The organism is Nonomuraea jiangxiensis (assembly GCF_900099965.1).
In the GTDB taxonomy this organism is placed as follows: domain Bacteria; phylum Actinomycetota; class Actinomycetes; order Streptosporangiales; family Streptosporangiaceae; genus Nonomuraea; species Nonomuraea jiangxiensis.
Genome location: NZ_FNDJ01000014.1, coordinates 292448 through 318397 on the forward strand (window position 1 = coordinate 292448; position 25950 = coordinate 318397).

Below are 25950 nucleotides of genomic sequence, written 5' to 3' on the forward strand. Positions count from 1 at the left end.
TCATGAGCGCCGCCTGGACTCCTCGGCGGCCCAGGTGAAGATGCCCTTGGCCATGAGGGACAGCTCGCCGGCCGCCCTGGTGGAGAACACCTCCGCGCGCACGCGGTGCACTCCCGCGTCGTCCGGAGCCGCCAGGGCGGCCATCTCCGCCAGCTGCCCGGCCAGCCGTTCGTCGCCGCCGGACAGGGCCCGCAGCGCCGCGTCCGCGAGTGCCGTCGCGCCGCCCGCCAGCTCGGCGACCGATCTCGCCAGGACCGCGTCTGGTGCGGGTTTCAGGTTGGCGGGATTGCCGTCGTACCAGCCGCCGTAGAGGCGCCACAGATTCCGTACGACGAACTCCGGCTCGTCGTAGCGGGCCCGCAGATAGGGGCGGTCGGACAGGTGGGCGGGCGGGCGCACGGAGTGGACGATCTCGTCGAGCCGGGCGCCCGCGTTGAGCAGCTCCAACGTCTGCGTGACGAGCGATTCCAGCCATTCGGCGGTCTCCAGCAGCGCCTGGCGGATGCGCGCCCGCCCGAAGATCGGCGCGCCGTGGCTGGGCAGCATGATCTCGGCGTCCAGGGCGGCCATCCGGTGCAGGGCGTGCACCCACTCCCGGGGATAGCGCTGGACCTTCTGCGGGTTGCCGCAGTTGGGCGTCACCCAGATGAACAGGTCGCCAGGGAGCAGCAGGCGGTGTTCGGGGACGTAGCCGATGGTCGCGTCGTCCGTCTCGCCCTTGGCGTGCAGCAGGTCGAACGTCAGGCCGCCGCGCCGCACGGTCAGACTGGAGGAGTAGGTGACGTCGGGGTAGCGGTAGCGGGTGGGCCAGCGGAGCTCGGGGCTCTGGAACTGCCGCTGGTTGATCACCGCGTTATAGCCATTCGTCAGCAAATATCGCTCAAACCGGTCAATTACGGCTTCATGCGCATAAATCGTGGCGCGTGGTCCGGCCTCCTCGAACGGGCCCGTCCCGAACACGTGATCAATGTGGCCATGCGAGTAGAACGCGGTCGTCAGCGGTGCCCTGCTCCACTTGCGTACGTCCTCGTGGAGCTGCGAGGCCGAAAGCGGACTGCTGGTATCGAACAGCAACAATTCCCCATCGGTCTCGAAAGCGATGACATTTCCGAACCCTGGCCACCACCCCAGCCCGTCGGTTATTGTCTGGACGCCCTTGCCACCTATGCCCGCGTCCACGATGCTGTCATCAGATTCTCCGCGCCACACGCGCTCGGCGTACTCGATGATCATGTCCGGCCCCCTTCTAGAATGTGATTCTAGGCAGGCATCACGGCAAGGTCACGTCTCGATCGCACCCTCTTGACGCGTGTCCGGGGCCATTCGTACGTTCGGGCAAACGTTTAGGAAACTTTCCTATTCAAGGAGCCCTCATGACCTACCCGGGCGAAATCACTCGGCGTCAGTTACTGCGCCGGATCGGCATGGCCGCGTTCGTCGCCGGCCCCGGGGCGGGCCTGCTGAGTGCCTGCGCCACCGGCGGCGCGGGAGGCGGGTCCGCCGCCCCGACCACGTCGATCGCGGCCTCGGCGGATGCGAAGAACCCCTTCGGGGTCGACGCCAGGAAGCCGCTCGAAGTGGTCATCTTCAGCGGCGGGTACAAGGACTCGTACGCCAAGGACCTGCACGAGGAGCTCTACAAGAAGGCGTTCCCCGGCGTGTCGATCAAGCACACCGGGACCCAGCAGATCGGCACCCAGCTCCGCCCCCGCATCGTCGGCGGCGACGTCCCCGACGTGCTGAACAACTCGGGCCCGGACGCGCTGGACCTGGCCGCGCTGGCCGCCGAGGGGCACCTGGCCGACCTGGCCCCGCTGTTCGACGCACCCTCGATCGACGACCCGGCCAAGAAGGTCCGCGACACCGTCACGCCCGCCGTGATCGTCAATGCCAAGATCAACGACAGGGACCTGGTGCTGAACTACACCGTGTCGCACCGCGCGCTGTGGTACAACGCCAAGCTGTTCGCCTCCAAGGGATGGACGCTGCCGAAGACGTGGGCCGAGTTCACGGCGCTGGGGGACACGGCCAAGGCCGAGGGCATCCTGCTCTTCGCCTATCCGGGGCAGAAGGGCCCGTACTACCAGCTCTGGAACGTCCTCTACACCGCCGCCAAGATCGGTGGCAACCAGGTGCTCATCGACATCGACAATCTGGTCGACAACGCCTGGAACGCCGACGGGATGCGGCAGGCGGTGGCCGCCTGGGTGGACATTCAGGCGAAATATGGCGACAAAGCGTACTTTGGGCTTGATCACACCCAGACCCAGGTCAAGCAGCTCCAGAACGAGTTGCTGTTCTATCCGGTGGGCTCCTGGATCGAGAACGAGATGGAGAAGGACAAGCCGGCCGACTTCGAATACGCCATCGCCCCCATTCCCGACGTCACCGCCGCCGACAAGATGCCCTACGGCGCCATCCAGGTCGGCGTCGGCGAGAATTTCGTGGTCGGGGCCAAGGGCAAGAATCCGCAGGGCGGGCTCGAATACCTGCGCATCATGCTGTCCAAGGAAGGCGCCCGGGGTTTCACCATGAAGACCAGGAACCTCACCGTGGTGAACGGCGCCGCCAACGGGCTCGACCTGCCCGCCGGCCTGATGAGCGCGGCCAAGGCCCAGGACGCGGCCGGCCAGAACATCATCACCGACGCGCGTTTCGAGGGCTGGTACAAGGAGCTCTTCGACTACGGAACCGAGCAGATCAACGTGGTCATGGCCGGGCGCATCACCCCGGAGCAGTTCTGTACCAACATGCAGCGGAAAGCCGACGACATCAAGCAGGACGAGGCGGTCGCCAAACAGACGCGGAGCCAGTGAGCAGATGGAGCGGCTGCGCAAGTACGGGTTCGTCGCCGGATTCCTCGTCGTCCCGCTCACGCTCTATTCGGTCTTCGTCATCAGCCCCTATGTCCAGGCGTTCCAGCTCTCGTTGACGAGCTGGAACGGATACAGCGCGATCGTGCGATACGTGGGGCTGGACAATTTCGGCCGATTGCTGGGTGACGAGGTGTTCTGGCAGGCCCTGCGCAACCACGGGCTGCTGCTGCTCGCGCTGCCGCTCACGACGCTCGTCATCGCGCTGTTCCTGTCGTTCCTGCTGAATCTCGGCGGCGGCGCGCGTGGCGCGGGCATGCGGGGAGTGTGGGGGTCGAAGTTCTACCGGGTGGTGTTCTTCTTTCCCCAGGTTCTCGCCGTGGCCGTGGTCGGCGTGCTGTTCCAGGCCATTTACCGGCCGGACGAGGACGGCGTCATCAACGGGCTGCTGGCCAAATTCGGGATCGAGCCCGTCGGCTGGCTCATCGAGCCGGGACTGGCCCTCTGGTCGGTCATGGCGGTGATGGTCTGGCAGGGGGTCGGCTTCTACGTCGTGCTGTTCTCGGCGGGCATGGCGGCCATTCCCAAGGACTATTTCGAGGCGGCCGCGATCGACGGCGCGGGCCGGGTGCGGCTGTTCTTCTCCATCACGCTGCCGCTGCTGCGGGACACCGTACAGGTGGGCTGGATCTATCTGGGCATCGCGGCCCTCGATGGCTTCGCGCTGATCCAGGTGCTGGTGGGCGACAAAGGGGAGCCCGACGGCGCCACGACCATTCTGCCGATCACCATCTACAAGAACGCCTTTTCCTTCGGGAAGGTCGGTTACGCCTCCGCGATGGGCGTGGCGCTGTTCTTCCTGACCGTGACATTCGCCGTGCTGACCTTGCGCACGACCCGGCGTGAGAGGGTTGAGCTGTAGAAATGGCCTCGCGTGACATGGGCAGGCCGCGTCCCGGCGTGCTCAGCGGGCTCTCGCACGTGGCGCTGGCCGTGTGGGCGCTGCTGATCATCCTGCCGCTGTTGTGGACGTTCCTGGCGTCGTTCAAGAGCAATTCCGAGATCTTCGGCGACCCGCTCCAGCTTCCCGGGGCGCTGCGCCTGGACTCGTGGGGCCGGGCCTGGGACGAGGCGCACATCGGCCAGTACATGCTCAACACGGTCATCGTCGTGTTCTTCGGTACGGCGGGCACGATGTTGTTCGGGTCGATGGCGGCGTACGTCCTGGGGCGTTACCGGTTCGTGGGCCACAAGCTGATCTATTACTACTTCGTGGCCGGGCTGGCGTTTCCGGTGTTCCTGGCCCTCGGGCCGCTCTTCTTCGTGGTCAAGCAACTCGGCCTGCTGAACTCCCACGTCGGGCTCATCCTGGTCTACATCGCCTATTCGCTCCCGTTCACGGTGTTCTTTCTGGCGGCATTTTTCCGGACATTGCCGGAGGCTGTCGCCGAGGCCGCCCGCATCGACGGGGCCTCGCACACCCGTACGTTCTTCCAGATCATGGTCCCGATGGCCAGGCCCGGCCTGATCAGCATCACCATCTTCAACGTCCTGGGCCAGTGGAACCAGTATCTGCTGCCCCTGGTGCTGCTGGCCGGCGCTCCGGACAAATGGGTCCTCACCCAGGGCATCGCCGGCATTTCCACCCTGGCGGGCTATCAGGCGGACTGGCCGGGACTGTTCGCGGCGCTGAGCATGACCATCCTGCCCGTCATGGTCGTCTACATCATCTTCCAGCGCCAGATCCAGTCGGGGCTCGGCTCCGGCGCGCTCAAGTAACGTGGCGCCCATGGACATCGAAGCCAAGCTCGCGACGCTGCCCGCCTGGCGGCGCGAGGGCGAGGAGATCCGGCGGACGATCGACGCGCCGGACTTCCCCACCGCCATCCGCATCGTGGACGAGATCGCCGTACAGGCCGAGGAGCTCAACCACCACCCCGACATCGACATCCGCTGGCGTACGCTGCATCTCGTGCTGACCACCCACGACCAGGGCGGCCTCACCGACCTCGACTTCACGCTGGCCGCCCGGATCGACGACATCGCGGCGAAACACGGCGCCTGAGGCGAATACCCACCGTATTCGACCGATCACTCGTTAGAGTGGGTGACCTCTCGGAGTCCGCACCGTACGGGCTCGAACCATGGGGGGTCTCATGCGCGTGCCCGCGTTCCTGCTCGTCCTGCTCACCGCCGCCGGCGCCGGAGGTTGCGCCGGCGCGCCCGCCCCGCTGCAAAACGCCCCGGGCACCAGCCCGGCCACGCCCGGCACCGAAACCACGCTGACCGGCGGCGGCGAGTTCACCTCGGCCGACACCTCGGCCATCGCCTACGACCGCAAGCTGGCCCCGAAGGGCTCTCAGGCCAGCGTCACCGCCGAGTCCACGGCGAAGGAGACGCGCACCTCCCTCGTCGTCGAGGGCCTGCGCCCCAACCGCACCTACGGCGCTCACCTGCACGCCAAGCCCTGCGGCAAGCGCCCCGACGACTCAGGACCCCACTTCCAGCACCACCCCGGCCAGATCAACCCGGCCAGCGAGGTCTGGCTCGACATCAAGACCAACGCCTCCGGCACGGGCCGCTCCACGGCCCGCAACGAATGGGCGCTCGACCCCACCAAGCTCCCGGGCTCGCTCGTGATCCACGCCAAGCCCACCGTGACCTCAGGCCCCAAGGTCGGTACGGCCGGAGACCGCGTGGCCTGCCTGACCCTCACCAGAGCCACCTGACCGGACGGGGGGAGGGCCGCGTGATCCGGCCCTCCTGTGACCGGTTCAGGCGTGCTGGGCGGGGATGGCTCCGAGCCGGCCCGCCTGATAGTCGTCGAAGGCCTTGGCCAGCTCGGCCTTGGTGTTCATGACGAACGGCCCGTAGTGCGCCACCGGCTCCCCGATGGGCTCGCCGCCGAGGACGATCACTTCGAGCGTGTCCTTGGCCGTGATGGAGATGCTCTCGCCGTCCGTGGCGAGCCCCGGGCGGTTCCCGAACCCGTCGAACACGGCGAGCTGCCCACCGTGGAACGGCCGCCGCTCGGCCCCCACCGTGCCCCGGCCGGACAGCGCGTACACGAGCGCGTTGAAGTCCTTGCGCCACGGCATGACCAGGCGCGCGCCGGGAGAGACGGTGGCGTGCAGCAGCGTGATCGGCGTCTGGGTGCTGCCGGGGCCGACGTTCCCGCCGAGGTCACCGGCGATCAGCCGGACCAGGGCGCCACCGTCGTGGCTGCTCAGGAGCACAACGTTCGATCCCCTGATGTCCTGGTATTTCGGGGCGATCATCTTCTTGGCCCCCGGCAGGTTCACCCAGAGCTGGATCCCGTGGAACAGCCCGCCCTGCTGCACCAGCCACTCCGGCGGCGCCTCCTTGTGCAGGATCCCGGCCCCGGCCGTCATCCACTGCGTGTCACCGTTGGTGATCGTCCCGCCGCCGCCGTTCGAGTCGAGGTGGTCCATCACCCCGTCGATCATGTAGGTGACCGTCTCGAAGCCCCGGTGCGGGTGCCACGGCGTGCCCTTGGGCTCGCCCGCCGCGTAGTCCACCTCACCCATCTGGTCCATCATCACGAACGGATCCAGGTATTCCGGCTTGATCGCGGCCAGCGCCCGGCGCACCGGGAACCCCTCGCCCTCGAACCCGCTGGGCGCGGTCTCAACGGCGAGCACCTTGCGTTCGGGCGTCCCGGCCACGGGGTCGGGCAGGCGCGGGAGGCTGAGCGGGTTCTCTACGGTCACGGCGGGCATGGCATGCTCCTTCCAGCGAGTCTGCCCCACTCAACCCGATTTACTTTTCAACTATTCCACCCTCCCATCGGCGGACTTTGATCAACGGGACGCGGGGATCGCTCGGACGTTCAGGACGCCAGGGTGGTTGCGAGGTCCCGGACGCGGGGTGCCAGGAATGTTGGGTGCCAGGAACGTTGGTGTGCCAAGGTCGTTGCGGTGTTCCGGACGTTGGGTGCCAAGGGTGTTGGGGTGTCCCGGACGTTGGGGTGTCCCGGACGTGGGCGTGCCAAGGTCCGCGGGCGCCCAGAACGCTGAGGTGCCATCGGGACTGGGGTGTCCCGGACACTCGGGGGCGCCGTCCGTGTTCCCGGATCAAGGACGCTCAGGTGTCGTCCATGCTCCGGTGTCCACGATGTTGGGGCGTGGTCCGTGCTGGCGCGTTCAGGATGCCGGGGGACCGTGCGTGCTCGCGCGTCCACGATGCCGGGGCGCTGTCTGTGCTCGGGTGTCCAGGACGCTGGGGCGGCGTCTGTGCTCGGGTGTCCACGATGCTGGGGCGTTGTCCGTGCTGGCGCGTTCAGGACGCCGGGGGACCGTGCGTGCTCGCACGTCCACGATGCCGGGGCGCTGTCTGTGCTCGGGTGTCCAGGACGCTGGGGCGGCGTCTGTGCTCGGGTGTCCACGATGCTGGGGCGTTGTCCGTGCTGGCGCGTTCAGGACGCCGAGGGACCGTGCGTTCTCGCACGTCCACGACGCCGGGGCGCTGTCCGGGCTCAGGCGCCACGACGCTCAGGTGCCGTTGGGGAGACCGTGTGCCTCGTGCAACTCTTGGCCGGGTCGGCCGGGTCGGGGGGGCCGGCCGGGTCGGGTGGATGCGGCGAGCCGGCGGGGCGGGGCGGTAGCGCGTGGGTCGGAGGTGGTCGCTGTCGGCCCGATGGCGGCGCGCGGTGGGCGACAGTCGCCGGAGGAGCCCCCCGGCTCAGGCCGCGAGGTTCTGGGGCGGTCGGGGGCGGCGGTAGGCGAGGCGGCGGAGCAGGATCTCCGCCGGGCCGCGGTGGCCCATGCGTCGCATGACGTCGGCGATGAGGATCGAGAGCACCCAGGTCGCCGCTGCCACCCCCGTGGCGCCCGCCAGCCCGAGCTCGTCCTGCAACCCCAGCCCGTACGGGTAGAAGACCGCGACGAAGACGATCGACTGGAAGATGTACAGGCTCATCGAGCGCTGGCCGAGCGCCTGGACAGCGGTGGTCACGCTGTTGCGCCGCCGGGCGGTCGTGAGCGCGAACAGGCCGACGATCGCCGCCATGCCGATCCCGCCGAGATATCCGGTGAGCGGTTGCGCGATCGCGGCGGTCCACAGCGCGACGCCCGACGGCTCGGCCCACGCCCCGGTCAGTATGAGGGCAGCAGGGATCGACCCGAACAGGGACAGGACGGTGGTGATCACCGCAACTCGGAGTAGGAAGCCCCGATGCCGTGCGGGCTCGTCCAGCACGCACCGCCGCGCCGCCCACATCCCGAAAAGCATCCCCGGGAAGACCGCGATCATGGCGATCATGCCGAACGGCCAGCTGACCAGCCGCTCGATGAACAGCTCCCACAGACCCCGCGTACCCGCGGCGACGCTGCCCGCCGTGAAGGTGGAGATGCCCTGCGCCATCGGGTACGCCATGGCGAAACCGATCACCGCGGTCGCCGGCACCATCGTGAGCCCAGCCGTCCAGAGGAGGGTCGAATCCTTGCACCGCAGCATGCCGACCAGCAGCACGGCGGCCAGGCCGTAGACGGCGAGGATGTCGATGGGAACCAGCAGCGCCATGTGCACGAACCCGATCGCGACCAGCCACCACCCCCGGCGGCGGAGCAGCTTGCGGGTGCCGGGCCAGTCGCTGCCGCGCTGCGTCTGCCGATGCAGGAGCTGGACCAGCGAGTAGCCGAACAGGAACGCGAACATCGGCCGGGCATGATTGCCGACGAAGAGCGTGTGGAAGAAGGTGGTGATGTCGTTGGCCACGGCCGGACCGCGGTCGATGTCGACCACGAACAGCGGCGCGTGCGCGAACGCGATGGCCAGCAACATGAAGCCGCGGGCCAGATCCGGGGCCAGGGCGCGCGCGGGGGCGCCGGGCGGGCTGGAGGATGACGTAGCTGCCTGAATGGTCGTGTCCAAGGCCGATCTCCTTGAAGGTGTCGTAGCGATGGTGGGTTGGCGGCCCGCCTTTCTCCCGATGGCGACGAAGGTCCGAGGAAGGCAGCCTGATTCGCCCCCGCGCGGCTGCGCGGCGGTATTGCCTTGCTGTGACGCTTGACCTGATTCCGCTAAGTGATCGCCAGCTTGTTCAGCGTGTCCATGTGTCCATGTAGCCGGCATGTGGCCACGTGGTCCCGCGGCCCTCTGGCCCCCTGACCCCCTGGCCCTCGGGTCCCGTGGTCTCGTGGCCCTCTGCTTCGTGGACTTCTGGTCTCGTGGTCCTGCGGCCCTCTGGCCCCTGGTCCCACAGCCCCGGTCCCGTGGTTCACGGCCGGCGGGGGTATCGCGGTCGGGCCGTGCGGGGCGGGCACCGGGGCTCGCTCGGTTCGGTGGCGGCTTTGAGGGGTGACAGCGGCTTTCAAGGGGTGATGGCGGTTTCAGGGTGAGCCCCTGTCGCAGTCGCTGGACGTTCGGGTCGGGGTGGTGGTCCTTTGTCTCGGGGCGTGTGGGGCTGGGGCCGGGGGTTGCTTGGTTCGGCGGGTCTGCGGTGAGCCCTCGGTGTGCGGGCTGGTGGGAGGTCGTTATCCGCCGCTGGTTGCGGCTCGTCGGGCGGCGTCGATGGCCTTGCGTAGCGCGGTGGTGATCGTCTCGATGGGCTCGGACAGGGTCGCGATCCGCTCCTTCTGGTGGTGTCGGTCCCGTGCGGGCGGGATCGTTTTGAGCCGGGCCGCTGAGGCAAGCGCGGCCAGGACGCGAACGTCGGATCCGAGGTGGCCGACGGGACGACCGCCACGGACCGCCCGGCCGACGCGCTCGGCCAGCCTGCGCGAGACGTACGGACGGCGCAGCGTGATCCTCTCGACCCGGAACACCAGGACGCGGTGCCGCTCCACCCGGATCGACCGGTCGGCCGCCAGCTCGTCGCGGACCAGCCGGTACGCCTGCGTACGATCCTTGCCGATCCAGTGCTGCCACGACCTGGGCGGCGAGTTGGCGATCTGCTCCCAGACGGCCGACCGCAGCGGGTCCGAGCCGGCGGGGGCGCTGACCGCCCGCACCTTCCCCGACTCGTCCGCCAGGTTGCCGCCCAGCATGAGCTCGGCCAGTGCCGCCGCGCGCAGGAGGTAGCCCAGCTCGCGGCGGTTGACCAGCTTTTCCTTGCGGAGGTCGAACGCCAGCAGGAAGGCCGCCTTCGTGAGGGACTCGCCCCGCTCAGCTCTCGTCCGTGTCTCCATCGGCTGTCTCGCCTCCTTCCATGGCCTCTTCCATGGCCGCTTCCAGGACTTCCTCCGGGGTCTTTCTCGGCCGCCCGCGCGGGCGCATCCGCCCCACGCCATCAGGCAGCCGCCCGGCGTCGGAGAGCGCCTTGCGCAGCAGGAACTCGATCTGCGAGTTGGTGCTGCGCAACTCGTCGGACGCCCACTTAGTCAGCGCGTCGTGGACCACCGGATCGAGCCGCAGGAGGATCTTCTTCCTCTCCACGGGGTTACTGGTAGAGCGTGCCGGTGTTGACCACAGGCTGGGTGTCCCGGTCACCGACGAGGACCACCAGCAGGTTGCTGACCATGGCCGCCTTGCGCTCCTCGTCCAGCTCGACCACCTCGTGCTCGGCGAGCTTCTCCAGGGCCATCTCCACCATGCCGACCGCCCCTTCGACGATCCGCTGCCTGGCCGCCACCACCGCGCCGGCCTGCTGGCGGCGCAGCATCGCGTGGGCGATCTCCGGCGCGTAGGCCAGGTGGACGATGCGGGACTCGATGATTCGCACCCCCGCCGAGGCCACCCGGGCCGCGATCTCCGTGGACAGTCGCTCGTTGATCTCGTCGGCGTTGTCGCGCAGGGACAGCCTCGGCTCGCCGTGCGAGTCGTACGGATAGCTGCCCGCGATGTGCCGCACCGCCGTCTCCGCCTGAATGGCGACGAACTCCACGAAGTCGTCGACCTCGAACAACGCCTGCGCGGTGTCCTGCACCTGCCAGACCACCACGGTCGCGATCTGGATCGGGTTGCCGTCGGCCTCGTTGACCTTCGTCACTTCCGTCTCGTGGTTGCGGATCCTGGTGGAGACGCGCCGCCGGACGGTGATCGGGTTGACCCACTGGAAACCCGGCGTACGCAGGGTGCCGACGTAGCGGCCGAGCAGCTGGACGACCCTGGCCTCGCCCGGTGCCACGGCGGTGAGGCCGAAGAACAGCACTGTGCCGATGATGATCAGCAGGCAGGCCGCGAGGAGCAGCCACAGACCGCCTTGCCCGGCCCCCGCGGCGAGCATGGCGATGGCCACGATCAGCAGCGCTATCCCGGCCAACGCCACCAGCGACGCCATCCCCAGCATCACGAAGCCGTTGGCGGCCCGCACCGGACGCTCGCTGATGCGCGGCGCGGGCATGTCCACGACGGCGCCCTCAAGCGTGACCCCGCCTGATGTGTCCCCCATTGTTGTGTCCCTTCTATCTGACCTCATCCTGCTAGCAAATTGATATCACTTTTCGGAGGAGGAGGGAAGGGGGTATTCAGGGACTCAGTTCTCTCGGTTTCCGGCCTCAGCGCGCGCCGTGCCGTGCCTCTCGGCTTGCGGCCTCAGTGGTTGCCTGTGCCGCGCCTCTCGGCTCCCAGGCCCAGTGTCAGCCCGTGCCGCCTACAACTCTCCAACGTGCCCGCGACCCGCGAAGGGAGGCGGGCAGCGGAGAACGGAATGGGGTGCGGGCGGGAGAGGGGTCGAGGCAGGCGTGGACCAGGGAGGGTGCCCGAGAAGGGACGGGTGGGTCAGTCGAAGATGGCCGGTGGGGGGACCGGGGCCAGGACGGGGTCGCCGTCCTTGATGGGGGACGCGCCGGCGATGAAGTTCGTCAGCGCCTCCCCGTGCACGCACCGCGCCTGCGTGAGCCCTCCGGCCGCGCGCCGGGTGAGCAGGTCCACCGGCAGCTCCGTACGCGAGGCCGCGACGATCAGGTTGCCGAACCGGCGGCCCCGCATGATCCCGGGCTCGGCCAGCAACGCCACGTGCCGGAACGTTCCCGTCACCGTCGCGAGCAGGCGTCTGGCGAAGGACAGCCCCTTCCCGTCCGCCATGTTGATCAACAGGGTGCCCCCGGGCCGGAGGATCCTGGCGATGTCCCCCATGTACTCCGTGGTGGCCAGCTCCACCGGCATCGTCGCGCCCGTGAACGCGTCCAGCACCACCAGATCCGCCGACGCGTCCCACACCTTGGCCGTGCCCGCCCGCCCGTCGGCCACGATGACCTTCAACCGGGGCACCGAACGCAGGTCGAGCTGCTCGCGTACCAGATTCACCAGCAGGCCGTCCGGCTCGATCACGATGTGCCGCGAGCCGGGGCGGGTGGCCGAGACGTAGCGGGGGATCGTGCAGCCGCCCCCGCCCACGTGAACGCAGCTGAGCGGTCCGTCCTCCAGAAGGTCGATCACGTCCGCCATGAGTCGGACATACTCGAACTCGAGAAATGTCGGGTCTTGTAGATCGACGTACGACTGAGGTACGCCATCCTTGGACAGCATCCAGCCGTCCTGCCTGTCCAGATCCCGGAGAAGTTCGATCTCGCCGAACGTCACCGGATACAGGCCGGGCATGGGTTCCCGCTGTCCTCGTGCCACGCTGATTCCCTCCTGGGAGAACCGTATGCGACGACGACGACTGATTGTGCTCGTTATCGCTGTTGTCGCGGTGGTTGCTGCTGGTGCTTTCGCCGTCATCGCGTCGAACCGGATCAAAGGAAGCGCTTCCCAGACAGCGGCCGCGTATTTCCAGGCATGGCGCAAGGGTGACGTGTCGGGTATGGCGCGCCTGGTGTACCAGCCTCCGGCCGACTTCGTCCTCCGTCACCACGAGCTCACGGAGGAGCTGCACGTCGAGTCCATCCAGCTCACGCCGGGGACGTTGCGGAGCACGGGGGAGGAGAGCGCGGAGGTGCCGTTCGCGGGGGTGCGGGAGCTGACCGAGTTCGGGGCGTGGCCGTTCGACGGCACGTTGCGGCTGGGCGTACGGGATCGGGCCTGGAAGGTGTTATGGGCGCCCGAGACGCTGCACCCCCTGCTCAAGGACGGCGGCACGCTGGAGCTGGACGAGATCGACGCCACGGCGGCCGACCTGCTCACCAGCGAGGGCGACAAGATCCCGAACGACAGCTACGCCGACGCCTACCTCGAAGAGCTCCAACCCGAGTTCGAGCAGGCGAGGCACGGCTGGAACCTGGTCTCGAGGGTGCCCGGTCAGCCGGCACGGCAACTGCTGACCCGCCGCCCCGAGGCGAACGTCGAGCGCACCACCCTGTCCCGTCCCGTGCAGGCGGCGGCCGCCAGGGCGCTGGACGGGACCGACGACTCGGCGATCGTCGCGATCCGGCCCAGCACCGGGGAGATCCTCGCGCTGGCCGACCGCCTGGAGAACAACTACAGCGCCGTGCGCGACCTCTTCCCGCCCGGCTCCACGTTCAAGGTGATCACGGCGGTGGCGCTGCTCAAGGCCGGGCTGGACCCGGCCGCGCAGGTCCAGTGCCCTGGCACGTACACCATCCCGTTCCACCGGGCCTTCCAGAACGACGGCGAGGTGGACCGGGGCCTCGTCAGCTTCACCGACGCCTTCGCCCATTCGTGCAACACCACATTCGTCGAACAGGCCACCACCATGCTCGGCATGGACGAGCTGCGCCAGGCGGCGGACGAATGGGGGTTCGGCCGCCCGATCGTCACCGGCATCGGCGGGGCCTGCGGCGGCATGCCGGACACGGACGACCCGAACATGTTCGCGGCGGACGCGATCGGCCAGGGCCAGGTGGTGGCCACACCGCTGTGCATGGCCGCCATCGCCGCGGCCGTCCAGAGCGGGGTCTGGCGCTCGCCACGGCTGCTGTCGAAGGAGCAGGTACGCCGCATCGACGGCGAGCCGTACGAGGACGTCCAGCTCGACGAGGGGATCGTGGCGGCGCTCCAGGACATGATGGCCGCCGTGGTCGACTACGGCACGGCCAGTGACGCGGGGCTGCCGGAGGGCGTGTCGGGCAAGACGGGCACGGCGGAGGTGCCGGACGGGGAGTCGCACGGGTGGTTCATCGGTTTCCGCGACGACCTGGCCTTCTGCGTGTTCGTCCGGCACGGCGGGTCGGGCCGGTCGTCCGCCGTCCCCGTGGCGGCCCGCTTTCTCAACGGCCTCTGAACGGGCCACCTCCCGAGGACCCCCGACGATAACCTACGGTACCGTAGGTTTCATGACGACGATCACCGTGAAGCCCAGGTTGCGAGGCTGGCTGCACACCGGAACGCTGCCCGTGACGCTGGTCGCGGGGTTCGTGCTCGTGGCGCTCGGCCCTACCCTGCAGGCCCGGCTGGCCGCCGCCGTCTACGCGATCACGTCGGCGTCGCTGTTCGGCATCTCGGCCACCTATCACCGCAGCACGCTGGGCCCGCGGCTGGCGGAGTTCCTGCGCAGGTTCGATCACGCGAACATCTACCTGATCATCGCGGGGACCTACACGCCCTTCGCCCTGCTGGCGCTGGAGGGCGCGGCCCGCATCGCGGTGCTGTCGGTGATCTGGGGCGGCGCCCTGGCCGGGGTGCTGTTCCGGGTGTTGTGGATGGGCGCGCCCAGGTGGCTCTACACCGTGCTCTACCTGGTCCTGGGCTGGACGGCGATCTTCGTCGTGCCGCAACTGCTGGAGGGCGCGGGCGTGGCCGCCGTCGTGCTGGTGGCCGTCGGCGGCGTGTTCTACTCGGCGGGCGCGATCGTGTACGGCCTGCGCCGCCCGGACCCCTCGCCCCGCTGGTTCGGCTTCCACGAGGTCTTCCATGCGTTCACCATCGTGGCGTACCTGGTCCAGTACATCGCGGTGTCGATCGTGGTGTACTCGCACGTGTGATTGATCTTGGCGCGCAGCAGTACATCTCGGTGACCACCTACCGCCGGGACGGCACGCCCGTCGCGACTCCCCTGTGGGCGGCGCAGGACGGCGACGCGGTGGTCTTCTGGACCCCCGCCGGCTCCGGGAAGATCAAGCGGATCAGGAACAACCCCGAGGTCAGCGTGGCCGGCTGCGACGTCAGAGGCAACCTCAGGACGGAGCCGGTCAGGGGCCGGGCCGAGGTGCTGGACGCGGCCGGCACCGAGCGGGTGCGGGAGCTGTTGCGCCGGAAATACGGGCTCATCGCGCGGATCACGATCTTCGGTAGCAGGCTGCGCAGGGGCCCCGAGGGGACCGTGGGAGTCCGGATCACCGGCGTCTGACGCCGCCGGGGACCCCGCAGGGGCGCGGCGACCGTCATGGCGGTGGAAACCCCGATCAACGACATTTGACCCGGCGCTGGTCTCATTCCGGGTGCGTCCGGATAGCACACCAGCATGAGGGAAATCGCCGCGACCGCTTGTCGGCGCACGTGAAGAACTTCTCCCGAGGGGTAGGTATGCCGTAAATTTTTCATATATACGGGTGTTCCTCCGTAGGAACGTACTGACTGCCCGACCGAACGTGGAGGCGCCATGGATGTACACACCCGCCTTGCCCGCCATCTGCTCGTCGACGGATACCGGCTCGTGCTCGACCTGGAGCTCAGCCGCGGCTCTTGGCTGGTCGACGCCCGCAACGGCCGCCGATACCTGGATTTCTACACGTTCTTCGCCTCAGCTCCGCTCGGTGTGAACCCGCCCTTCGACCCCGACTTCGCCCAGCTGCTCGGCCAGGTCGCGCGCAACAAGCCGGCCAACCCCGACATCTACACCGAGCACCTGGCCGACTTCGTCGACACCTTCGCCCGCGTGCTCGGCGACCCGGAGCTGCCCCATCTGTTCTTCGTCGAAGGCGGTGCCCTCGCCGTCGAGAACGCCCTCAAGACCGCCTTCGACTGGAAGAGCCGGCGCAACGAGGCCGCGGGCAGGTCACGCGACCTGGGCACCAAGGTCATGCACCTGACCAGGGCCTTCCACGGCCGCAGCGGCTACACCCTGAGCCTGACCAACACCGAGCCTGCCAAGACCGACCGCTTCCCCAAGTTCGACTGGCCGCGGATCGACGTGCCCGCGATCCACCACGGCGACGTCGAGGCGGCCGAGGAACGAACGCTGGCCCAGGCCAGGGAGGCGTTCGAGCGCCACCCGCACGACATCGCGTGCTTCATCGCCGAGCCCATCCAGGGGGAGGGCGGCGACAACCACATGCGGCCCGAGTTCCTCCAGGCCATGCAGCACCTGTGCCACGAGTACGACGCCCTGTTCGTGCTCGACGAGGTCCAGACGGGCGGCGGCACGACCGGTACGCCCTGGGCGTACCAGCAGCTGGGACTCTCCCCCGACGTAGTGGCGTTCGCCAAGAAGGTCCAGGTGGGCGGGATCATGGCGGGCCGCCGGGTCGACCTGGTGACCGACAACGTGTTCCAGGAGAGCGGGCGCATCAACTCCACGTGGGGCGGCGGCCTGGTGGACATGGTCCGCAGCCGGGGCCTGCTGGAGATCATCGAGCGCGACGGGCTGATCGAACGCGCCGCGACCCTGGGCAACATGCTGCTCGAACGCCTCACCAAGCTGGAGGCCGAGCGCCCCGAGTCGCTGTCGAACGTCCGCGGCAGGGGCCTGATGTGCGCGTTCGACCTGTCCGACCAGGCCGCCAGGGACGCCCTGGTGACCAGGCTGAGGGAGGACCAGGGGGTGCTGGTGCTGCCCTGCGGGCCCCGCTCCGTACGGCTGCGCCCGGCCCTGAACATCCCCGAACCCGACCTCGACCACGGCCTGACGGCCCTCGCGGCGGCCCTCTGAGTTACTGGGCGACGCTGGTGGCGCTGCGGCGCGGCCCGGCGTACCGCCAGAAGAAGTTGAGCAGCACGCTGGCCCGGTTGCGGCCGCCCAGCAGATAGGACACGTGGATGAAGATCCACACCAGCCAGGCGGGGAGCCCGTGCGCGGTCACCCCGTTGGGCAGTTGCAGCACGGCCTCCGCCTTGCCCACGGTGGCCATGATGCCCGGATCGTCATAGGAGAACGGTCGTACCGGCCTGCCCTGCGTGGCCGCGACGATCTGCCGGCCGACGTGCCGGCCCATCTGGATCGCCGGCTGGGCGAGCTGCGGTTGCGGGGCCGGCGGCCCGGACAGGTCGCCGGCCACGAAGATCTCCGGGTGGCCCGGCACGTTGAGCGCGTCGGTGAGCGTGATCCGGCCGCCCTTGCCCTGCGGCAGGCCCCAGTCGGAGACCTGCTTGGGCGCGGTCACGCCGAGCGCCCACACGGTCAGGTCGCTCGGCAGCCGGGTGCCGTCGCTCAGCACCACCGCGTCCGGCTCCACCGCCGCCACCGTGGACCCCAGCCGCAGCTCCACCCCTCTCTTGCGCAGCGCCGCCGCGGCCGCGTCCCGCAGCCGCGGCTTGTACGGCGCCAGAACATAATCGAACCGCTCCACCAGCGTCACGCTGGTCTGGCCCGGCTTGATCTCCGGATGCGTCAACGGCAGCGTGCGCCGGCGCAGCTCGGCCAGCGTGCCCGCCATCTCCACCCCGGTCGCTCCCGCGCCCACCACCACGACGTGCATGCTCTTGCGCCGGCCGAGCGCGGTGTCCTCCAGGTACTGCTGCATGCGCTGCCGCAGCTCGGCCGCGTCCCGGAGGGAGTAGATCGGCAGCGCGTTGTCCCGCGCCCCGTCGACCCCGAGCCAGTTGGTGGTCACCCCCGTGGCCAGCACGAGGTAGTCGTAGGTCAGGCCGCTCCCGTCCTCGAACTCCACCCGCCGCTCGTCGGGCAGCACCTTGCTCAGGGTGGCCCGGCGCGCCCGCACGTTGGGCCACCTGGCGGCGTAGGTGCGCAGCGGATAGGACACGTCCGACGTGCCCATGCCGGCCGTGGCGACCTGGTAGAGCAGGGGCTGGAAGGTCGAGTACGCGTTGCGGTCGACCAGCGTCACCAGGGCTCCGGCCCTGGCGAGCTCCTTCGTGGCGGCGAGACCCGCGAACCCCGCCCCCACGACCACGACCCGCGCTCTCTCCACCATGATCCGGTCCTTCCCCATGAACGGCTTCATGGATGTCTATGGCACCGCCCCCTGCCCTCAAACCCCATCCGGGAACCTTCCTCACCCCTGCGCATGCGCGCCCGGGAGCGGGCATGGCGGAGTGCCGCTCCGTTGTCCCCCGATGGCGGAGCGGTGCCGTGGGTCGGTGGCGGTTATTGCCGGCGGGAGAGCCAGAGGCCGATGGCGGTGACCCGGGAGTCGACGCCCAGCTTGGCGTAGATGCGGTTGACGTGGTTCTTGACGGTCTTCTCGCTGAGGAACAGTCGTTGCGCGATCTGGCCGTTGGACTGACCTGTGGCGATCAGGTCCATCACCTCGGCCTCGCGTTTGCTCAGGGACGTGAACACGCTCTCGAACGCTGCGTCGTCGACTCTCATCCGGCCTCCGGGGGCGCGCGGTCGGTCAGATTGCCGATAGCCCCCGTGCTTCCGGCGTTAGCGGTAGACAGCGAGCATAACTCGCAATGTCACGGTTTGGGGCCGTTGTCGGGAGAAAACGACGAAGGCCGACCCCGAAGGATCGGCCGTCGCGTAGTGGGGTGAGTGAAGGGACTTGAACCCTCGACATCCAGGACCACAACCTGGCGCTCTGCCAACTGAGCTACACCCACCACGGCCACCCGTGGGGTGGCACAGGAAAAGTGTAGCGGGGATCGGGAGTCTTTACGCCACTCGATTACCCGCTGACACGCTCCGCGACCGACCTGGCGGTGGCCGAATCGGGCCCCGGCTGTCCCACGAAGACGGCCTCGCGGTAGTAGCGCAGCTCCCTGATGCTCTCCGTGATATCGGCCAGAGCCCGGTGCCCGCCCTGCTTTTCGGGCGCGGCGAAGTAGACCCGGGGATACCAGCGGCGGACCAGCTCCTTGATCGACGAGACGTCGATCATCCGGTAGTGCAAATAACCATCCACCCCGGGCATGTCGCGGGCGAGGAACGTACGGTCGGTGCCGATCGAGTTGCCGCACAGCGGCGCCTTCTTCGCCTCGGCCACATGCCTGCGGATGTAGTCGAGCACGAGCGACTCGGCCTCCGCCAGCGTCACCCCGCAGGCCAGCTCCGGCAACAGCCCCGAGGCCGTGTGCATCTCGCGTACGACCTGCGACATCTGCTCCAGCGACTCCGGGGGCGGTTTGATGACCACGTCGACGCCCTCGTCCAGCTGCCTCAGCTCACTGTCGGTGATGACGCACGCCACCTCGACGAGCGCGTCGCGACCGAGGTCGAGCCCGGTCATCTCGCAGTCGATCCAAACCAGCAAGTCACTCATTCGCTCTCCTCGCCCAGCGGCTCGGAGCAATCCGCCCGCCTGTTACCCCACCAGCCTAGTGCCACCGGTTACGCGGGCTTGAGCGAGCTGAGGACCTCACCGACCACGTCGGTGCCCAGATTGTCGGGCACGGAGACGTACACGATCGCCGGGGACTCACCCGCGCCGCGATCCATGAGCACGATCGCGCCGTTCTCCTTCTTCCACTTGTAGCCCTTCTCCTCCGACACCTTGGTGAAGTCGAGCTCGAAGCGGAGCACCCACGCGTCCCGGTCGCCGATCTTCATGGCCTTGTCCTCCACCACCTTGCTCTCATGATCGAGCCGGTAGAACTTCGTGGAGAAGTCCACGAAGACGGCCTTCGCGGTGTCGCCCATTCCCGAGGCGCCGGAATAGGGATAGAGCTCGTTGAGCACCCCCGCGTAGACGTTGCCGATCCAGTCGGACTGGCCGTCGTAGTCTTCCTGCGAGACGGCCTGCACCGCGCTCGTCCACGCCTGCTGGGTCGGGTCCGGGCCGTTGACCTCCTGGCTCGCGGGCACCTTCCAGCTGTCCGGCACCTGGAACGAGATGCCGCTGCTCGCGTCGGTGATGACGCCGTCGGAGGGTTGCGGCAGCTCGATCGGGCCCTGCCGGGTCGGCGGCTCGTTGGAGGGCGGCTCGTTGGACGGGGGCTCGTTGCCGGGCGGCTGCTCCGGCTCGAACGTGTCGACCGGCGACCGCGGCGACGCGGCCTCCGTGCTGCCACGGTTGATGAAGACGACCCCGGCCACCACGATCAGCGCGACCACCACCAGCGCCGCCAGCCCGCCGAACACCCACGGCAGCGGATTGCCCTGCCTGGGCCGCGGCGGCGCGTATCCGCCCCCGCCACCCCACTGCTGGGTGGGCGGCGCGGGCTGGCCGTAGGCCGACTGGCCGTAGGTGGGCCGGCCGAACTGGAGTGTGGGGTTCGCCGGCGTCGCCGCCCAGTCAGGGCCCGGCCCGGGGTGCTGTTGCCGCTGGGGGTCGGCCTGCGGTCCCGACTGATGCTGGGGGCCCGGTTGCGGTCCCGTCGGACGCTGAGGGTCCGCCTGCGGTCCGGACTGCTGCTGGGGGTTCGGCTGCGGTTGGTAGGGAGGCAGCACGCGGGTGTCATGGAGCGGCGGCTGGGGCCCGGTGGCCGGCGGCTGCCGCCCCGGCTCCTGGGCGTGGGTGGCGTCGGTCCACTGGTTGCCGTCCCACCAGCGGAGCCGGGGCTCTCCGTAGGGGTCCGGGTACCACCCTGCGGGGGTCTGCGTGGTCATGTTCGCCAGATTAGTAAGAACTGCTTGGATATGCATGGCCGGGGAAAGCCGTCAGCACTTGTACGTGAAGGTCGCCTTGTCCGTACGCTCCGGCCCCGGCTCCAGGATGCGCAGCGTGGCCGTGGCCTTGACGTTGCTCTTTCCGGACAACTCCCAACGGAGGGGAAGCGTATAGGAAGTTTTGTCCGAAGTTGTCGGCAGTTTACCCGTAACAATCTCTTTGTCTAGGTTCTTACGCCATTCGAATCTGATCACCCCGGGTGCCCCGTTGGTCACGACCGTTGCGGTGACCAGGACGACGCTGTCGCATCCCTGGGTCTTCTTCGGCGCCACCACGTCGATCGACATGACCGCGAGATCCGGCGTGTTCCCGATCCTGAGCCAGGCCAGCACCGCCCCCGCCATGATGACCGCGAAGACCGCCGCCGACGCGACCGTACGCCGCCTGCGCGCCCGCGCGGCCCGGCCCTGCCTGGTGCCACGGCGGCGCGTGGTGACGCCCTCCTCGCGCCCGGTCCGCCAGATCCGCTCGGCCGTCGTCTCCGGCCGCCGCTCCTGCGTGCCGGCGCTCGCGATCCCCGGCCCGCTCGCGATCCCCGGCCCGAACTGCAGCGGCCCAGCCGACCGGCCGGGCGGGTGCAGCAGCGTGACGATGTCGCCCTCGTCCCTGGGCAGGACCGGGGCCTGCGGGTACGCGGGCGCCTGCGCGAACGCCGATCTGCTCCGCGCCGCCTGGGCCAGCCAGTCCCTGGTGATCAAGCCTCTGGGCAGCACCGACCGCTCGTTGACCAGCAGGTCGCGGGCGGCGGCCAGGCCCAGGGTGCCGGCGGCGACCGCGGCGCGTTCGAACAGGTTGGCGGCCCGCGGCGCGCTCTGCGCGAACGACGCGGCCAGCCCCCGGGCCAGCGACGCCCACCCGGCCGCGTCCCGCTCGCGCGGCGAGACCCGGCCGCGGATGGCGTCGGACAGGCCGCGTTCCGACAGCAGCGCGGCGCCCTCCGCGGTGATCACCACGGTCCCGGGGTGCAGGGAGCCGTGCGTGACCCCGGCGGCGTGCAGCGCCCCCAGCGTCTGGGCGGTCTCCACCAGCACGGCCGTCGCGCCGCCCGGCTCGATCGGACCGGCGGCGAGCAGCTCGGCCACGGTGGGGCTGACCGCCTGCCCGGTGAGCAGCCACACCTGGTCGCCCGCCGCGACCACGTCCGCCACGGGGATGAGCCCGGTCAGCCCGCCCAGCACGAGCCGCTGGTCGGTCATGACCGCGTGCACCACGCGGTCGCGCACCTCGGGCAGGCCGATGACCTTGGGGTCGAACAGCAGCGCGCCCGCCCTGCGGCCGTCGGGAGAGATGGCGTCGATCCAGTTGCCGAGTTCGGTCACCCAGGTGTGCTCGGTGAGCCGGAATCCGGCGATACCGTTCTGAGGGTTGCCCACCATCGCCGTTGCCCCCCGGCGCGATCTAGCGCTTCCGTCTGTGGCGTCCCGCCATGCGGCGTCTCACCGCCAGTGTGACCGGAAGCGCGCCCGACGTCACCAGTCCGAGTGCGATCAACGCCGCCGGAGCCGGGGCCGCACCGTCCCCCCGCGGCTGCTCGACCCGTGGGGTCAGTTCGCCGCGGGGCGGCTCCTGCTCGCCGCCCGTCGGCTTGGGGGTCCCCTCGCCGGGGCCCTCCGTGGGGGTCTGCGGGGGATCGGTCGGCCGGGTCGGCCGGGTGGTCGGGACGACGGTCGAGGGCTCGGGCGTGGGCGTCGCGCGGGGCGGCCGGGTGTCCCGCCACTCCTCGACCCCGCCGGAGAGCCGCTGGTCGGACGGCGTGCTCGCCGTCGGGCTCGGCGTCGCGGCGGGCCTCGTGGGCGTCCTCGTCCTGGCGGGCTGCCTGACCCTGGTCGGCGTCGGCCTGGGGCTGCGCGTCCGGGCGGGCCGGGTACTGGCCGGCCGGGTGGGCGGCGGCGCGGCGGCGTCCGTGGCCGTCGGCGACGCGCTCGGGGTCGGGGTGACCTCCTCCAGGGTGGGCGGCGGCTCCTCCGTCTCCACCGGGTTCAGGCTGGTGGGAGCGGACGTGGTCGGCGTGCTCAGGCCGGCCTGCACCTCCAGCAGCGGCTCCTTGGCGGAGGCGTTCGCGATCAACACGGCCGCGATCGTCACCGCGCCCACGGCGGTCGCGGCGACGGCGATCTTGGCGGGCAACTTGCCGAGCAGCTGGGACGGGTTCGGGAAGCGGGTCCGGGCGAGCGAGGTCACGGTCTGGCCCGGCTCGTCGAGCGCGCTCGGGAAGAGCACGGCCAGCAGGCCCGCGAGGGCGGCCAGGCGGCGGCGCCCGCGCTCCTCCCAGTCGGAGCCGTACCCCTCGGCCGCGACCGCCTCCAGCTCCGTCAGGAACGCCTCCGCCGACGGGGGCCGCCCGGCCGGGTCCTTGGCCAGGCCGCGCTCCATCAGGCCGCGCAGCGGGGCGGGCACCTCCTCCACCGGGGGCGCCGCGCTCTGGTGCTGGCGGGCCAGCGCGGCGACGTTGGCCGCGCGGAAGGGACGGGTGCCGGTCAGGCACTCGAAGAACACGATGGTGGCCGCGTAGACGTCGGTGGCAGGGCCGGCGGCCCCGCCCGACCACTGCTCGGGCGCCATGTACGGCGGCGTGCCTGCGGCGCTCGCCCCCTCGCCCGCCCTGACCGCGATGCCGAAGTCCACCAGCTTGCTGGTGCCGTCGCCCTGGATCATGACGTTCTCGGGCTTGAAGTCGCGGTGCACGATCCCGATCGCGTGCGCCGAGGCCAGACCCTGCAGCGAGCCCTTGAGCACGACCAGCGCCGCCTCAGGGCCCGTGGGACCCTCCGAGCGCAGGAGCTCGCGCAGCGAGAGCCCGTTGATCAGCTCCATGATGATCGCCGCGCCCTGCCCGGTCTCGACATAGTCGAGCAGCCGGGCGTGGTGCACGCTCTGCACGGTGGCGAGTAACCGCGCCTCGTGCCTGAACCGGGCGACGAACCCCACATCGGACCTCAGCTCCTCGCTGAGGTACTTGATCGCGACCTCGACACCGTCGTAGTCGCGCCTGGCCAGCACCACGCGCCCGGTGGCTCCCGTGCCGAGCTCGCGGATCGCGGTGTAGCCAGGGACCCCCCACTGCCCATCACCGTACATACGGACTCCTCTGGAGTTATATGGGCCCCCACCCTCATCAACCGGTCCGTAGCTTAACCAGAGGGCACCACTTTCCCGCTACTCAAATCCCGCTAAGGGACCATTGTTCACTTGATGGTGCCCGGCGACTCCGGTTTGGGAGTCCTGCTCGGCTGCTCCGGCTCCGGCTCCTCCTCTGGTTCCTCCTCCGGTTCGGGATCCTCGGGGCACTCCGCCGTGCTGCCGCTCGCGCTGTCGCCGCCGCCGGCCGCCGCCGGGGCGGTGGCCGCCGTCACGACCCACCTCGTGCCGCAGGGCAGCCGGAACGAGCCGGTCAGGCTCCGGGTATAAGACGTCTCGCCGGACAGGGTGACCGTCTCCGTACGGGCCGCGTCGCCCGCCGAGAACCGTACCGTGAGCCGTACCGGCTGGGTGCTGGCCGTGGTCACGGAGACGGCCGCGTAGAGCCCGCCCTCGCCGGGACCGGCCCGCAGGATCCTCACCTGCCGCACCGCCGGCGGGCAGGACACCGAGGCCCGCGCGGTGGACGTGCGGTTGCCCGCGCGCACCGTCACCGACAGCGTCGAGCCGCAGGGGCGGGACCTGAAGGCGTAGGTGAACGACCTGGTGTAGGAGGTCTCCCCGGACAGGGTCGCCGTGCGGGTGGCCACGGCCTCGCCGCCGACCGCGAACCGGGCCTCGACGGGGATCGCCGCGGTGCCGCTCGCGGTCACCCTGACCCGGGCGTTCGCGGTGCGGCCCGGCGCCGGGGGCAGGTCGAGGCTCACGCGCAGCCCGGTCACCCGGGTCGGGCAGGGCGGCACGGACACGGAGGCCGACCTGGCGCCGCCGGGGGCGGCCGGGACGGTGGTCACGGACAGCGTGACCGTGCTGCCGCACGGGCGTTCGCCGATGGACCAGCTGAGCGCTCGGGTGTAGGAGCGGGCGCCGGTCAGGCGCAGCCGCTGGACGTGGCCGTCCGTGCCGGGGGAGGACCAGGTCGCCGTGGCGGTGACGGCGGCGGTGCCGCTGGTGCTGAGGGTGACCGTGGCGGCGGCGTCCCCGTCGGCGTCGACCGTGAGGCCGCCCACGTTCATCCCGAGCACCGAGGTCGCCGGGTCGGCGGGTGGGTCGGTGGAGGGCTCGTCGGAGGGTTCCTTGGACGGCTCGGTGGGGGTCTCGTCCGGGTCCTCGGTGTTCGTGGGCGTCGTCTTCGGGTCGGTCTTCGGGTCCGTCTTGGGGTCGGCCTTCTTCGTGGCCTTGGGGGGCCGTACAGGGTCGTCGGAGTCCCCCGGCGGCGAGGCCGGGTCGTCCTCGGGCGGGGCCTGCGGCTCCGCCTCGGGGGAGTCCCGCGGCACGGTCGCGGGTGTCTCGTCGAGTGCGGTGGGCTCAGGCTCGGATGTGGTCGGCGGGCCCGCGGCCGGGTCGGTCACCACCTCGCTCGGCGGCACGGCCGCCGCCGCGCCGAGCGGCTCCGCGGGCGGGGGCTGCCGGTTGGTCAGCACCACCGCCACCGTGATCCCCACCGCCACGACCATGGCACCGGCCGCGGCGACCCTGGCCACGTTCGAGCGCAGGCGGCGGATCACCTTGACCCGCTCCACGCCCGAGCGCAGGCCGCGGAACACCGTCCTGGCCAGCGACGTGACCACCTCGGGCGGGGCCGGCTGGGGGCTGGGCAGCAGCAGCGCGAGCAGGCCGACGAGCACGGCCAGCCGCCGCCTGCCGCGCTCTTCCCAGTCCTCCCCGTACGCCGCCCTGGCCGTGGTCTCCAGGTCCTCGACGAACTCCAGCGCGCTCGGCGGACGCCGCTCCGGGTCCTTGGCCAGCCCGCGCCGGATCAGCTCGCGCACCGGCTCGGGCGCGTCGTGGAAGGGCACCGGGGCGTGCACGTGCTGGTAGCCCAGCACGCTCGGCTCCGTGGAACGGTAGGGCCGGTGCCCGGTCAGGCACTCGAAGAAGACCGCGGTGGCCGCGTACACGTCCGTGGCGGGCGAGGCGAGCCGCCCCTCCCACAGCTCGGGCGCCATGTAGGGAGGCGTGCCCTCCAGGTGCGCGGCCGTCGTGCCCTGGCGTACGGCGATGCCGAAGTCGACGAGCTTGCTCACCCCGTCGTCCCGGACGATCACGTTCTCCGGCTTGTAGTCCCGGTGCACCAGCCCGAGCGCGTGCGCCTTGGCCAGGCCGAGCAGCGAGCCCTTCAGCACGGTCAGGGCCGCCTCCGGCTCGGTCGCGCCGTGCTCGCGTAGCAGCGCGCGTAACGAGACGCCGTTGACCAGCTCCATCACGATGGCGGCGCCACCGGTGTCCTCCACGTACTCCCACAGCGTCGCGATGTTCGGATCGCGCAGCGTGGTCAGCAGCCGTGCCTCGGCCCGGAACCTGACCAGCGCGGCAGGATCGCGAAGCAGCGCCTCGGAGAGGTACTTGACCGCGACCCGCACGCCGGTCTCATCGTGGACGGCCAGCACCACCCGCCCGCTGGCACCGGACCCGAGTTGCTTGATTTCCGTATAACCGGGAGCGCTCCACTCCATTGCCCTCTCCCATCA

At 70.0% G+C, this 25950-nt stretch carries 23 protein-coding genes and 1 tRNA gene; 9 read left to right on the forward strand and 15 right to left on the reverse strand.

Translation table 11 applies throughout. The features are described 5' to 3' along the window. The gene (locus tag BLS95_RS30315; RefSeq protein WP_090938876.1) at positions 1–1233 is read right to left on the reverse strand and encodes an alkyl sulfatase dimerization domain-containing protein; all 1233 of its coding nucleotides are present in this window, start codon (positions 1231–1233) and stop codon (positions 1–3) included. 140 nt (positions 1234–1373) lie between these two features. Here BLS95_RS30315 and ngcE point away from each other — a divergent pair, with 140 nt between their 5' ends. The 5 genes from ngcE to BLS95_RS30340 all read left to right on the forward strand — a co-directional run bounded on the left by ngcE (position 1374) and on the right by BLS95_RS30340 (position 5542). Then, a complete protein-coding gene (ngcE, locus tag BLS95_RS30320; protein WP_090938880.1) occupies positions 1374–2816 on the forward strand; it encodes an N-acetylglucosamine/diacetylchitobiose ABC transporter substrate-binding protein in 1443 nt (480 codons plus the stop codon). 4 nt (positions 2817–2820) lie between these two features. After that, on the forward strand, positions 2821–3735 hold the full coding sequence (locus tag BLS95_RS30325) for a carbohydrate ABC transporter permease (protein ID WP_090938883.1): 915 nt from the start codon (positions 2821–2823) through the stop codon (positions 3733–3735). A gap of 2 nt (positions 3736–3737) precedes the next feature. Then, positions 3738–4592 carry a carbohydrate ABC transporter permease gene (locus BLS95_RS30330; protein ID WP_090938886.1) on the forward strand — a complete coding sequence of 285 codons (855 nt, stop codon included), beginning with the start codon at positions 3738–3740 and terminating at the stop codon, positions 4590–4592. Between the two features lie 10 nt (positions 4593–4602). Further along, a complete protein-coding gene (locus tag BLS95_RS30335; RefSeq protein WP_090939052.1) occupies positions 4603–4878 on the forward strand; it encodes a 4a-hydroxytetrahydrobiopterin dehydratase in 276 nt (91 codons plus the stop codon). 91 nt (positions 4879–4969) lie between these two features. Continuing rightward, on the forward strand, positions 4970–5542 hold the full coding sequence (locus tag BLS95_RS30340; protein ID WP_176993445.1) for a superoxide dismutase family protein: 573 nt from the start codon (positions 4970–4972) through the stop codon (positions 5540–5542). A 45-nt stretch (positions 5543–5587) separates the two neighbouring features. Here the strand turns inward: BLS95_RS30340 and BLS95_RS30345 are convergent, their stop codons facing one another. The 6 genes from BLS95_RS30345 to BLS95_RS30370 all read right to left on the reverse strand — a co-directional run bounded on the left by BLS95_RS30345 (position 5588) and on the right by BLS95_RS30370 (position 12338). Then, positions 5588–6553 (reverse strand): pirin family protein, encoded by a 966-nt coding sequence (locus BLS95_RS30345; protein ID WP_090938892.1) that lies wholly within the window; start codon positions 6551–6553, stop codon positions 5588–5590. Positions 6554–7514: 961 nt separating this feature from the next. After that, the gene (locus tag BLS95_RS30350) at positions 7515–8705 is read right to left on the reverse strand and encodes a DUF418 domain-containing protein (protein ID WP_245765375.1); all 1191 of its coding nucleotides are present in this window, start codon (positions 8703–8705) and stop codon (positions 7515–7517) included. Positions 8706–9307: 602 nt separating this feature from the next. Further along, a complete protein-coding gene (locus BLS95_RS30355) occupies positions 9308–9961 on the reverse strand; it encodes a GOLPH3/VPS74 family protein (RefSeq protein ID WP_176993446.1) in 654 nt (217 codons plus the stop codon). Then, the gene (locus BLS95_RS30360; protein WP_090938901.1) at positions 9939–10208 is read right to left on the reverse strand and encodes a type II toxin-antitoxin system antitoxin; all 270 of its coding nucleotides are present in this window, start codon (positions 10206–10208) and stop codon (positions 9939–9941) included. The genes BLS95_RS30355 and BLS95_RS30360 overlap by 23 nt, the downstream gene beginning before the upstream one ends. Positions 10209–10212: 4 nt before the next feature. Next, on the reverse strand, positions 10213–11163 hold the full coding sequence (locus tag BLS95_RS30365; RefSeq protein WP_090938904.1) for an SPFH domain-containing protein: 951 nt from the start codon (positions 11161–11163) through the stop codon (positions 10213–10215). A 329-nt stretch (positions 11164–11492) separates the two neighbouring features. Further along, positions 11493–12338 (reverse strand): spermidine synthase, encoded by an 846-nt coding sequence (locus tag BLS95_RS30370; RefSeq protein WP_342742781.1) that lies wholly within the window; start codon positions 12336–12338, stop codon positions 11493–11495. Between the two features lie 25 nt (positions 12339–12363). Between BLS95_RS30370 and BLS95_RS30375 the strand changes: the two genes are divergently transcribed. The 4 genes from BLS95_RS30375 (at position 12364) to lat (ending at position 16482) form a co-directional block, all read left to right on the forward strand. After that, a complete protein-coding gene (locus BLS95_RS30375) occupies positions 12364–13896 on the forward strand; it encodes a penicillin-binding transpeptidase domain-containing protein (RefSeq protein ID WP_176993447.1) in 1533 nt (510 codons plus the stop codon). A gap of 52 nt (positions 13897–13948) precedes the next feature. After that, complete coding sequence (gene trhA, locus BLS95_RS30380; RefSeq protein WP_090938915.1) at positions 13949–14596, forward strand: PAQR family membrane homeostasis protein TrhA; 648 nt, start codon at positions 13949–13951, stop codon at positions 14594–14596. Beyond that, on the forward strand, positions 14593–14961 hold the full coding sequence (locus tag BLS95_RS30385) for a PPOX class F420-dependent oxidoreductase (protein ID WP_090938919.1): 369 nt from the start codon (positions 14593–14595) through the stop codon (positions 14959–14961). The genes trhA and BLS95_RS30385 overlap by 4 nt, the downstream gene beginning before the upstream one ends. 252 nt (positions 14962–15213) lie before the next feature. Next, positions 15214–16482 (forward strand): L-lysine 6-transaminase, encoded by a 1269-nt coding sequence (gene lat, locus BLS95_RS30390; protein ID WP_090938922.1) that lies wholly within the window; start codon positions 15214–15216, stop codon positions 16480–16482. Between the two features lies 1 nt (position 16483). Here the strand turns inward: lat and BLS95_RS30395 are convergent, their stop codons facing one another. The 8 genes from BLS95_RS30395 to BLS95_RS58165 form a co-directional block, all read right to left on the reverse strand. Beyond that, on the reverse strand, positions 16484–17734 hold the full coding sequence (locus BLS95_RS30395; RefSeq protein ID WP_090938925.1) for an NAD(P)/FAD-dependent oxidoreductase: 1251 nt from the start codon (positions 17732–17734) through the stop codon (positions 16484–16486). Positions 17735–17877: 143 nt separating this feature from the next. Continuing rightward, on the reverse strand, positions 17878–18102 hold the full coding sequence (locus BLS95_RS30400) for a helix-turn-helix domain-containing protein (protein ID WP_090938928.1): 225 nt from the start codon (positions 18100–18102) through the stop codon (positions 17878–17880). A 157-nt stretch (positions 18103–18259) separates the two neighbouring features. Further along, positions 18260–18335, reverse strand: a tRNA-His gene (locus tag BLS95_RS30405). A 65-nt stretch (positions 18336–18400) separates the two neighbouring features. Next, a complete protein-coding gene (gene orn / locus BLS95_RS30410; protein ID WP_090938931.1) occupies positions 18401–18994 on the reverse strand; it encodes an oligoribonuclease in 594 nt (197 codons plus the stop codon). A gap of 68 nt (positions 18995–19062) precedes the next feature. Then, entirely contained in the window at positions 19063–20280 is a 1218-nt protein-coding gene (locus tag BLS95_RS57030; protein ID WP_090938934.1) for a DUF2510 domain-containing protein, read from the reverse strand. A gap of 51 nt (positions 20281–20331) precedes the next feature. Then, positions 20332–21717, reverse strand: a complete 1386-nt coding sequence (locus tag BLS95_RS30420) for a protein kinase family protein (protein WP_090938938.1) — start codon at positions 21715–21717, stop codon at positions 20332–20334. Positions 21718–21739: 22 nt separating this feature from the next. Then, the gene (locus tag BLS95_RS30425) at positions 21740–23419 is read right to left on the reverse strand and encodes a serine/threonine-protein kinase (protein WP_090938943.1); all 1680 of its coding nucleotides are present in this window, start codon (positions 23417–23419) and stop codon (positions 21740–21742) included. A gap of 107 nt (positions 23420–23526) precedes the next feature. Continuing rightward, a complete protein-coding gene (locus BLS95_RS58165) occupies positions 23527–25935 on the reverse strand; it encodes a serine/threonine-protein kinase (RefSeq protein WP_090938946.1) in 2409 nt (802 codons plus the stop codon). Positions 25936–25950: the final 15 nt, after the last annotated feature.

Bases quoted from the DNA above. Each gene is read 5' to 3' on its own strand.
- BLS95_RS30315 (WP_090938876.1), bottom strand. From the start codon at position 1,233: ATGATCATCGAGTACGCCGAGCGCGTGTGGCGCGGAGAATCTGATGAC.
- ngcE (WP_090938880.1), top strand. From the start codon at position 1,374: ATGACCTACCCGGGCGAAATCACTCGGCGTCAGTTACTGCGCCGGATC.
- BLS95_RS30325 (WP_090938883.1), top strand. From the start codon at position 2,821: ATGGAGCGGCTGCGCAAGTACGGGTTCGTCGCCGGATTCCTCGTCGTC.
- BLS95_RS30330 (WP_090938886.1), top strand. From the start codon at position 3,738: ATGGCCTCGCGTGACATGGGCAGGCCGCGTCCCGGCGTGCTCAGCGGG.
- BLS95_RS30335 (WP_090939052.1), top strand. From the start codon at position 4,603: ATGGACATCGAAGCCAAGCTCGCGACGCTGCCCGCCTGGCGGCGCGAG.
- BLS95_RS30340 (WP_176993445.1), top strand. From the start codon at position 4,970: ATGCGCGTGCCCGCGTTCCTGCTCGTCCTGCTCACCGCCGCCGGCGCC.
- BLS95_RS30345 (WP_090938892.1), bottom strand. From the start codon at position 6,553: ATGCCCGCCGTGACCGTAGAGAACCCGCTCAGCCTCCCGCGCCTGCCC.
- BLS95_RS30355 (WP_176993446.1), bottom strand. From the start codon at position 9,961: ATGGAGACACGGACGAGAGCTGAGCGGGGCGAGTCCCTCACGAAGGCG.
- BLS95_RS30365 (WP_090938904.1), bottom strand. From the start codon at position 11,163: ATGGGGGACACATCAGGCGGGGTCACGCTTGAGGGCGCCGTCGTGGAC.
- BLS95_RS30375 (WP_176993447.1), top strand. From the start codon at position 12,364: ATGCGACGACGACGACTGATTGTGCTCGTTATCGCTGTTGTCGCGGTG.
- trhA (WP_090938915.1), top strand. From the start codon at position 13,949: ATGACGACGATCACCGTGAAGCCCAGGTTGCGAGGCTGGCTGCACACC.
- lat (WP_090938922.1), top strand. From the start codon at position 15,214: ATGGATGTACACACCCGCCTTGCCCGCCATCTGCTCGTCGACGGATAC.
- BLS95_RS30395 (WP_090938925.1), bottom strand. From the start codon at position 17,734: ATGAAGCCGTTCATGGGGAAGGACCGGATCATGGTGGAGAGAGCGCGG.
- BLS95_RS30400 (WP_090938928.1), bottom strand. From the start codon at position 18,102: ATGAGAGTCGACGACGCAGCGTTCGAGAGCGTGTTCACGTCCCTGAGC.
- orn (WP_090938931.1), bottom strand. From the start codon at position 18,994: ATGAGTGACTTGCTGGTTTGGATCGACTGCGAGATGACCGGGCTCGAC.
- BLS95_RS57030 (WP_090938934.1), bottom strand. From the start codon at position 20,280: ATGACCACGCAGACCCCCGCAGGGTGGTACCCGGACCCCTACGGAGAG.
- BLS95_RS30420 (WP_090938938.1), bottom strand. From the start codon at position 21,717: ATGGTGGGCAACCCTCAGAACGGTATCGCCGGATTCCGGCTCACCGAG.
- BLS95_RS30425 (WP_090938943.1), bottom strand. From the start codon at position 23,419: ATGTACGGTGATGGGCAGTGGGGGGTCCCTGGCTACACCGCGATCCGC.
- BLS95_RS58165 (WP_090938946.1), bottom strand. From the start codon at position 25,935: ATGGAGTGGAGCGCTCCCGGTTATACGGAAATCAAGCAACTCGGGTCC.